Origin of the sequence: Microcoleus sp. (assembly GCF_041354475.1) — a bacterium.
GTDB lineage: Bacteria > Cyanobacteriota > Cyanobacteriia > Cyanobacteriales > Microcoleaceae > Microcoleus.
The window spans coordinates 98,060-107,625 of sequence record NZ_JBGJZU010000012.1 but is presented as its reverse complement, the minus strand read 5'-3'; the positions used below and the strand labels follow the sequence as shown (position 1 = coordinate 107,625).

9 protein-coding genes are annotated in these 9,566 nt (G+C 41.3%); 4 read left to right on the top strand and 5 right to left on the bottom strand.

Features of this window, described 5'->3' with window-relative positions:
• Nucleotides 1–39: 39 nt before the first annotated feature.
• Complete coding sequence (locus ACBR23_RS07210; protein ID WP_371116834.1) at nucleotides 40–651, bottom strand: zinc-binding dehydrogenase; 612 nt, start codon at nucleotides 649–651, stop codon at nucleotides 40–42.
• Nucleotides 635–829, bottom strand: a complete 195-nt coding sequence (locus tag ACBR23_RS07205) for a hypothetical protein (RefSeq protein ID WP_371116833.1) — start codon at nucleotides 827–829, stop codon at nucleotides 635–637. Before ACBR23_RS07205 ends, ACBR23_RS07210 begins: the two co-directional genes overlap by 17 nt.
• Nucleotides 830–1,546: 717 nt before the next feature.
• Here ACBR23_RS07205 and mutS point away from each other — a divergent pair.
• From mutS to ACBR23_RS07190, 3 genes are all read left to right on the top strand, one after another.
• Nucleotides 1,547–4,174: a DNA mismatch repair protein MutS gene (mutS, locus tag ACBR23_RS07200; RefSeq protein WP_371116832.1), complete on the top strand. Its 2,628-nt coding sequence runs from the start codon at nucleotides 1,547–1,549 to the stop codon at nucleotides 4,172–4,174.
• A 141-nt stretch (nucleotides 4,175–4,315) separates the two neighbouring features.
• Nucleotides 4,316–5,545 carry an AAA family ATPase gene (locus ACBR23_RS07195; protein WP_341736954.1) on the top strand — a complete coding sequence of 410 codons (1,230 nt, stop codon included), beginning with the start codon at nucleotides 4,316–4,318 and terminating at the stop codon, nucleotides 5,543–5,545.
• Entirely contained in the window at nucleotides 5,539–6,258 is a 720-nt protein-coding gene (locus ACBR23_RS07190) for a DUF4276 family protein (RefSeq protein WP_371116831.1), read from the top strand. The genes ACBR23_RS07195 and ACBR23_RS07190 overlap by 7 nt, the downstream gene beginning before the upstream one ends.
• A 26-nt stretch (nucleotides 6,259–6,284) precedes the next feature.
• Here the strand turns inward: ACBR23_RS07190 and ACBR23_RS07185 are convergent, their stop codons facing one another.
• From ACBR23_RS07185 to ACBR23_RS07175, 3 genes are all read right to left on the bottom strand, one after another.
• The gene (locus tag ACBR23_RS07185) at nucleotides 6,285–6,995 is read right to left on the bottom strand and encodes a hypothetical protein (protein ID WP_371116830.1); all 711 of its coding nucleotides are present in this window, start codon (nucleotides 6,993–6,995) and stop codon (nucleotides 6,285–6,287) included.
• Between the two features lie 29 nt (nucleotides 6,996–7,024).
• Nucleotides 7,025–7,702, bottom strand: a complete 678-nt coding sequence (locus ACBR23_RS07180) for an actin-binding WH2 domain-containing protein (RefSeq protein ID WP_341736951.1) — start codon at nucleotides 7,700–7,702, stop codon at nucleotides 7,025–7,027.
• Nucleotides 7,703–7,840: 138 nt separating this feature from the next.
• The gene (locus ACBR23_RS07175; protein WP_341736950.1) at nucleotides 7,841–8,413 is read right to left on the bottom strand and encodes a DUF4360 domain-containing protein; all 573 of its coding nucleotides are present in this window, start codon (nucleotides 8,411–8,413) and stop codon (nucleotides 7,841–7,843) included.
• A gap of 929 nt (nucleotides 8,414–9,342) precedes the next feature.
• On the opposite strand from ACBR23_RS07175, the gene ACBR23_RS07170 reads away from it, so the two are divergent.
• A complete protein-coding gene (locus ACBR23_RS07170; protein ID WP_341734867.1) occupies nucleotides 9,343–9,489 on the top strand; it encodes a hypothetical protein in 147 nt (48 codons plus the stop codon).
• Nucleotides 9,490–9,566: the final 77 nt, after the last annotated feature.

Below are 9,566 nucleotides of genomic sequence, written 5' to 3'. Positions count from 1 at the left end.
CGGTTGTTAAACGCTGCGGTGGCGAAGATATTTGGCGGGTCACTGCCTGAGAAAATAGCTCGATGCCTGGGATTTATTTACCACACATAATGCCTCTTTCTCTCTTCTAGAAAGGGGCTTTGTTGTTAGACATCTCCTAAAAAGACAGTTAAGAACAGGCACGATGCCTGTTCCAGAGAAATTATGGGAGAGGTATATTACAAAGGTGGGATCAATTTCGCCTTTTTGAATGCGATCGAGCAAAGGCCGCAAATAGCGTTGAACGTGAGTCTGTCCCATTTTCATGGTCAAACCTTTGTTGAAAGCTGCACCTAATGGCACTTTGTCTACGAAGCCGCCGTAAACGCCGGGAATCGAGACTGTGCCACCTTTACGACAAGCCAGGATCAGTTGTCGCAATGCGGTGGGTCGATCGCTCTCCAAGCGCACAGCTTGCTTTGCTTTGTCATAAAAAGCGTCCAGACCCGTGCCGTGGGCTTCCATCCCCACAGCGTCGATGCAGGCGTCAGGCCCGCGCCCCCCGGTCATTTCGGTGACGGCTTCCCCCGCATCAATTTCTTCGTAGTTGATGATTTCGGCTTTGGCCGCAGCAGCCATCTGCAAGCGTTCCGGGAAGCGGTCGATCGCAATTACTCTATCGGCACCCAGCATAAACGCGCTTCTGATTGCAAATTGCCCCACCGGCCCGCAGCCCCAAGAGGTGCAAATCTGAGCCACAAATTGCTGTAGATGTGATTTTGAAGATCGCATCTCGCGGATTAATAATTGTTGGGTCAGGTACATTATCAACTCGCACGTCATTTGCTCCGTGCCAACAAACTGCTTTCATTTTTTGGTTCTCCTCTAGTTAGCTACGAACATTTTTTGGTGTTCTCTTTGAAATTTTCGATTAGCTCAGTATCTAAATTAGGGCATTGATTTTCTCAATCTTAAATGTATAAAACTTTACTTATCTCTATCCAAGGTATGATTAAAAAATATATCTTTTGGCTATTATCAAGACTAAAATTAGTAAAAAATCAAGCTACTAAAATATCGGTTAATTGCTTTAAAGTATGACCATAAATGCTTCATTCACTGGATACCGAGCTTTGATAGTCTTAGCAATTACTTTTTTTGAGAGTCAGGACTTATACTATGCAAGAAGTTAAAATTTACAGTAAAAATCCTCCTCTCTAAATTATATTTGCGCCGTTCAACCTCAAATCTCGAACCATCCAGGAAGTAAATAAACACTTCGTGCTGGCTTCGCCCACGAGTAGGTCAAAATGGCTAGGAGTGATGCCGCCACAAAAATTTCATCAAACTTGAGTATAAAATCTACATATACCTCAGCTTATCTATAGTAGTAAGGTGGGATGTGTACCGCATCTTACGACTACAGACCAGCTCATTAAGTGTACTGAGTAAGTTGCAGCCTCAAACTTCTCAAGTCAGGGCTCGTCGATATAGATTCGAGGCGGGGCGGGTTTTGGATCACAAGTGCTGCTTAAATGCCGAGCTTGCGCTAAAGTTGTGAAAGATTAAAGTTTATCGATCGCCTTTTATGCCTTACACTGCATCTACCCCAACAGACCCCAATCAAGCAAATATTCGTAATGCCGACTACCGCTTACTAGAGTTTAATAAGCTGACACCGATGATGCAGCGGTATGTGGAAGTCAAAGAACAATATCCCCACGCACTTTTATTATTTCGAGTCGGAGATTTTTTTGAGTGCTTTTTCCAAGATGCAGTGACGATTTCGCGGGAATTAGAGCTGGTTTGTACTAGCAAAGAAAGCGGCAAGGAAATTGGACGAGTGCCGATGACAGGAGTGCCACACCATGCACTCGATCGCTACACTTCAATGTTAGTAGAAAAAGGCTATGCTGTAGTAGTTTGTGACCAAGTAGAAGATGCAGCGATCGCAGCTAGAGAAGGCCGTCAAGTCAAGCGCGAAATTACCAGAATTCTGACTCCCGGAACTTTGACTGATGACGGAATGCTTAAACCCAAACAAAATAACTTTTTAGCAGCAATCGTTATAGCTGGAACCCATTGGGGATTGTCTTATACAGATATTTCTACCGGAGAATTTGTCACTACACAAGCAGATAGTTTAGAACAATTAAATCTAGAATTGTTGCGTTTGCAACCGTCGGAAGTGCTAGTACCAACGAATGCTCCCGATTTGGTGACTATGTTGAGACCAGGCGAAAAATCCGATCATTTACCAGAGTGTTTACCAAGTTCGTTTTGTTATTCTTTGCGATCGCAAATTCCCTTTACTTTGGGAGAGGCAAAACAGAGAATCCTGCAAAAGTTCAAAGTGCGATCGCTCGAAGGTATGGGGTGTGGACAGCTTCCCTTAGCAGTACGCGCAGCCGGGGGTTTGCTGCAATATCTCGAAGAAACTCAAAAAGGAAATGCCGTTCCTTTGCAAGTATTACACACTTATACCATCACGGATTTTCTCACACTAGACTATCAAACCCGTCGCAATCTCGAAATTACTCAAACTGTGAGAGATGGGGTTTTTCATGGTTCTTTGCTGTGGGCGATAGACAAAACTAGCACTGCAATGGGAGGTCGGGCTTTACGGCGGTGGGTGCTGCAACCTTTACTGAATATTAAAGGCATTTGCGCGCGACATGACACGATTCAAGAATTAGTAGAAGATAACTACCTGCGCCAAGATTTGCAGCAGTTATTACGCCAAATTTACGACATAGAAAGACTGACTGGGCGCACTGGTTCTGGAACAGCTAGCCCGCGAGATTTAGTCGCTTTAGCTGATTCTTTAAAAAAACTGCCTGAGTTAGCTGCGATTGCAGCCCAAGGTCGATCGCCCTATCTGAAATCACTGCAAAATGCCCCGCCAATTTTAGCAGAATTAGCAACTAAAATTCACGCTCATTTAGTTGACGAACCGCCGATTCATTTAAAAGAAGGAGGGTTGATTCGTTCGGGAATTAATTCCCTACTAGATGAAATGCGGCAAACAGCATCAGCCGATCAGGAGTGGATTGCTCATTTAGAGGCAAATGAAAGAAAACGCACCGGAATTTCTAATTTAAAAGTAGGTTACAATAAAGCTTTCGGGTATTATATCAGCATTACAAAATCGAAAGTAGACCAAGTACCAAATGACTACACGCGCAAGCAAACTCTCACTAATGAAGAACGCTACAGCACAGAAGAATTAAAACAAAGAGAAGTACGAATTCTGACAGCGCGGGAAGATTTAAATCAACTAGAATATGATATTTTTGCTCAAGTACGCGCCGAGGTAGGAGAACACGCCGAAATTATTCGCAATGTTTCCCGCGCCGTGGCCGCAGCCGATGTTTTGTGCGGTTTGGCAGAAGTAGCTGTTTATCAGAATTACTGTCGTCCAAATATGGTTGAAAGTCGGGAAATTAAAATTATTGAAGGTTGTCATCCGGTGGTCGAAAAGTCTTTACCTCCGGGCTTTTTCGTACCTAATTCGGCTTTTTTGGGTCGGGAAGAAGCGCTAAATCGACCGGATTTAATTATTTTAACTGGGCCGAATGCTAGTGGCAAAAGTTGTTATTTGCGGCAGGTGGGTTTGATTCAGTTGATGGCGCAGATGGGGAGTTTTGTGCCGGCGAAAGCTGCTACTTTGGGAATTTGCGATCGCATTTTTACCCGCGTTGGCGCGGTGGATGATTTGGCAACAGGTCAGTCTACGTTTATGGTAGAAATGAATGAAACTGCAAATATTCTCAACCACGCAACACCAAAATCCTTGGTTTTGTTAGATGAAATTGGCAGGGGAACGGCGACGTTTGACGGACTTTCGATTGCTTGGTCTGTGGCAGAATACTTGGCGAATGAGATTCGGGCGCGGACAATCTTTGCTACCCATTATCACGAATTGAATGAGTTAGCTTCTATTTTAAATAATGTAGCAAATTACCAAGTTACGGTCAAGGAATTGCCCGATCAAATAGTATTTTTGCACCAAGTTCAGCCTGGAGGTGCTGATAAGTCTTATGGGATTGAAGCGGGGAGATTAGCTGGTTTACCAACCTCGGTAATTGAGAGAGCAAGACAGGTGATGAAGCAGATTGAGAAACACAGTAAAATTGCGATCGGACTACGGAAGGGTGTGAAGAAAGAGGGGAAACAAGAGTCGGAAGGCGAACAGTTGGATATTTTTGAGGATTGAAATGATTAAATTGCGAGCCGAATCCAGGACTTAGCTATCAATTCTATTTTCAGGTCAGTAATCTGGGCATTACTGACCTGAAAATGACGAAACTGTGATACTATTCTTGAAGATATCAAAAGCTTTAAATAGGAGGATGAGATGCAAGGCAAAAGATTTATCCGAACTCTTCGCTTAAAAAACTTTCTATCCTACGGAAGTGAAGGAGAGGAAATAGAACTTCAACCCCTGAATGTGTTAATTGGCCCCAACGCATCTGGGAAGTCGAACCTAATTGATGCGGTGGGGATTTTACAGTCAACACCCAATGATATAAATACTCCATTTCGGCAAGGAGGCGGTATTGGCGAGTGGCTTTGGAAAGGTGATGAAAAAAATTCCAACAATATTCCAACAGCTACAATCGAGGCAATCGTAGATTATCCTGAAGAAACTACCCCTCTGCTCTATAAAATCTCTTTCACGATGTTAGGTCAAAAACTAGAAATTGTAGATGAAGCTGTAGAAAAGGAAGAAAAATTTGCCCCAAGTTATAAAGATGTATATTTTTTCTACCGCTATCGAAATGGCAATCCAGTCTTAAATACTAGAAAGGTCTCAGAAGAGGGAACAAGTAAAGACACTAATAGCGGAAAACGCCATCTTAGCCGTGACGAGATAAATTTTTCTCAATCAGTTTTGTCCCAAAAACAAGACAAATATTTTTACCCTGAATTAGCCTACTTAAACAATCAGTTTTCCAAGATCCGTATTTATCGGGAATGGAATTTAGGCAGGTATACGCCACCAAGAAGGCCCCAACCATCTGATTTACCAAATGACTTTCTTGAAGAAGATGTAAGTAACCTTGCTCATGTTTTGCACGAGTTAAATTTCCAAGGTTTTACACCTTTGCTGCTAGAGCAGTTGCAAAAGTTTTACGAGGCAGTAGGTGACATCACAACTAGAATTGATGGCGGTACGATACAAACATTTATCAGGGATAAAAGATTCAATAGACCAATTCCTGCTACCCGTTTATCAGATGGTACGCTTCGTTATTTGTGCTTGCTGACTTTGCTGTGCCACCCAAGTCCACCGCCCCTGATTTGTATTGAAGAACCAGAATTAGGGTTGCATCCAGATATCTTATCTACTGTTGCTGAATTGCTAATTGCGGCATCTAAAAGAACTCAAATAATTGTTACTACTCATTCTGATGCTTTAGTTTCTGGTTTGAGTGAAGTTCCAGAATCAGTCTTAGTTTGCGAACAGAATAACACAGGTACTCACTTGCGCCGTCTAGAGCCTGAGCAACTTAAACAGTGGCTGAAAAAGTACACTCTAGGAGATTTGTGGCGGATGGGACACATCGGAGGAAACCGATGGTAAGAGAGATTCGTATTTATATTGAAGGCAGTGGAGATGAAAGTGAAGATGAAAGTACAACAGAAAATATACCTCCAACACGTCCGGGATTTAGGAGTAGAATTCCGGCAGGAAAAGAGACCACAGCGGGGCTGCGAGCGGGTTTTGTTCATCTCTTCAAAGAACTCTACGATTTCGCAGAGAGCAAAGGCATAAAAATCCTGTCAATCATGTCTGGATCTCGCCGCGATGCTTGCGACGATTTCCTAATGAGTGTGGAATCTTATCCAGAGGCTTTTAATGTTTTGCTTGTTGATTCAGAATCTCCTGTTTCTGAAAGTCACACACCTTGGGAGCATTTAAGAAGCAGAAAAGAAGATCAACCTTGGATTTTGGATTCGCTGGGGATTGATGATGCCTGTTGCCACTTAATGGTACAAACTATGGAGGCTTGGTTTATTGCTGATATTGATGCTTTAAACAAGTTTTATAATGGGGGATTTAAAGCAGATTATCTTTACAAAAGGCTGGAAAATCAAAGTTTGGAGAAAGTTTCAAAATACAACTTGAGTAAGTGGCTGACATCAGCCACTAATAAAACATCTAAAGGTAAATATCACAAAACACGACACGCTCCTAAACTGTTAGAAATTTTAGATGTTGACAAAGTACGCAGGGCTTCTCCTAGTTGCGATCGCCTTTTTATAACCCTTACCAAAATCATAGAAATGACATAAATACATTGCGTGTATATAAGCCCTATTTACTTGCCATTTTGTAACTTTTTTACCTCTTTGTGTACGCTCATGCCAATCTCCAAAGCCTCATTCAACAATCTCCCATATTCAGTTGCTCGATCGCTCACATCCATCGCCATCAAGGCAGCCAAATTACTTTCAATATTAGCAAATAATTCGTAACGACGACCAATAAACTCCTGATTTTCCCGGAGAATTCTTTCGGTTTTTAAAGCACAAACTAAACTTTCCCTAGTAACGTTTAATGCTTCAATTGCATCCTCTCGATTCATCAAATTGGCTTGGAGATTGCCAACGGCTATTAAGCGATCGATAATATCGAGAGCCTTAATCACCTCATGATACTTGTCAACTTCATCTAGCAAACCAGCCAAGGTTGCTAGAGGCCTTGCCTTTACCCATCTATACAAATTCCAAGCTACAGCAATGGCTACGGACAAGCCCAAGGTTAGTTGTAAAACCCAAACAAATATCTGAGAATCGCTAAAGGAACCAACTTTATGTTGAGTAGCCAGTAAAGCAACAGGGAGGGAAACCACTAAGGTTACGCAAAATATCAGCAACTCATTTAACAGCATAGAAAATAGCTTTCTGCTGTCTCCGAAAGCGCCATGTCTGTAAAAATTACCGGCAAAACCGTCACCCAAAGCTATGCCGCTCAATTCCTCTAACTCCGTTTCAGGAATTAGTAATTCATCTAAGTCCGATTGTATCACTATTTCAAATCTCCTTAATTTAGCATTAATTAAAACCCTCCTATAGACCTAATTGAATCCCAGAGACTCATATAAAAATTGCTTTCTCGGCTTCGGAATAGTTGAAATACCATTCCCGGCGACCCAAAAAAAGGTCTGAGAGTCCATCCCAACTGACTCCCAACAAAGGCATAAAGTCCCAACCAGAAGCGCAAAATATTTAGCCGGATATCCTTGCCTTCAGCATCTTGTTCGGAGAGGAAGTGCATTCCTTGATAAAAAAAACTAATTCCTAAAAATCCTGTAATTGCCATAATGGCAACATTCAACAACAGGAAAAAATTGTAATTGTTACTACTCAGTAAAAAAAATAGACTTACAGGTGCAAATCCAAACATCAAGATGCTAATCATCGCCATTGCTGTCATTAACAATGCCAAATACTGTTCAAAAGTTTGTTTTGAACCAAACATGACATTGAAAAAGTAGAGTGTAGGAAAACAAATAATCAGTGTCAGCAAGTAAAGTGCTGGTAGCTTAATTGCTGACACTAGACATTGCATCCACGTACTAGATGCACCTAAAATTGCTCCATAAATGGAAAAAAATACTGTACTAGAAATCAACAGCCCGAAAATTTTAGATTTGAGCTTAACACCTTCGCGGATTTCTTCTAGAAACTGTTGCCGTTCCCGCAGCAAATACATTACTACTGAAAAATATTTCACGGGTTCTCCTTGTGACTGATGCTACTCCGAATCGGTTATAACTCAAGTTGATTTAGATGTGCAAGAGCTTGTCAGATTTATCTAGTCTCAAGGGAGAAGGGTGAAGGGAGAGCTAAAATTCTCCCCCTCTGGAAATATCTAGCGACAGGTGCGATATTTGATGTGATAAACCAAACCACGGTGAGCCAGATCGAAGGAGTCAACGGTGGCCGTACCAGCACCACTGGCAGTCATCGCAGCATTGACTCTCATGTTGATGCTGTCACCACAACGAGACCAAACATCTGCTACAGTGGCTAAGCTATCTCGAACGTTATAGTTCGTTTCCCCGTTAAAATTCCGGGAAAAAATTGGGCCTCGGCTGCCTGCAAAAAAGTATTCTGCTCTTAAGTTGGCGCTAGTTTTTGGTGCGATATAACCACGATAATCAGCATCGTAGAGAGAAATTTGGAAACCTTGAGGTACTTTGATGGGAATGCTGAGATTACAGCTTTTGCGTTTTTCTGCGGAGATATTTCCCTGGGCTACAAACTTATCAAATAGAATGGTTAGTTCTTGACCATCGGGGCTGACGCTGACACTGGCGGATCTGTCGGGACAACCACTACCACCATAGCTTGCACCTAAGATTTCCACTTTTTCCTGGGCCAAGGCGGAGCTAATGGAAGCAGACATTAATGTGGTGGCCAGTAAGAGTTTTAAAAATTTCATGGAATTTCTCCTAGATCAATTTTGATCTATTAATTAGGGTGTAAAAAACACTCCGTTTGATTGATGAATCAAAATTTAGGCAAACCCTGTCTCATGAGGAGATTACAAGTTTTTTCTTGTTAGCTCAAAAGCTTAGAACTACTATCTACTGAGCTATATGATATTACCTTGCTCAGTGGTTTTTGGATGAGTACGCTCGCTCAATAAATATTTATTCTTTGCTGATACTTTCTAAGATTCATTTCTTCTAAATAAAGTTCCGGAAGATTCCAGATAACAAGTTTGGTTTTCCTGGAAAATAAGAACCTAGAAAGCAGAGAAATTGCTGAGTGTTTAGTCTATCTTTGGGCGTAGGAAAATTTCTGACAATTTTTGAGAGGAATTAGGGCTTGATTCTACTGCGAATGGCAGATGCAGGCGATCGCCTTGGAAGCACGGAATTCTCTTGTTGTGGAGTCTGGGGTGGGCGGTAATATTTATTTTTCAATTAAAATCACAGGCGATCTCAATAAAAAATGTTGCTAAATATTAATAATCAAAAATCCTCTAGTATTAAGACCAGAGCCATTAATTGACGAGCTTGTTTTTTTTTGCTTCTGCATATTTTATGACAGGTCAAAAAATGATTATCTGCTGTATACACAAATACATTCATTTAACTATCAGTAGATTAACATAAGTCTTGGTTTGATAATATTTGAGAACCTAAATTGTCATAATCAAACATCAGCTAAAACTTATGGCACGCACAGATTGCAGGAAGTTTTAAAATTAGATTCGTAAATTGCATCCTCTAGATGTATTTACTGCATCTATCGATAAAATTATATGTATTTAATAGAAGTAATTCCTGCAATTAGTTAATAGAATAGAGGTATGCTCCTGACCGTTGACGATCGACTACTATTTTTTTGGACGAGGAAAAAATCATGGATACTACCGTAGAAAAAAAAGCCCCACCTCAGCCTGTTGAGCAAGTTAAAATTAAAACCACGAACAGTTTAGAGTTTGAGCTTTGGGCTAAAGCCGTCAAACGCCAGATGATTGCAGCACTCTCTAAAAAGAGCGAAAGCTAAGAGTTCAGGGGCTTTTGTGTGCGAGTTTTGTAAATTGAGTTAAGAAAATAGTTGTTTGTGTTGTTGTCCCAGAAGGG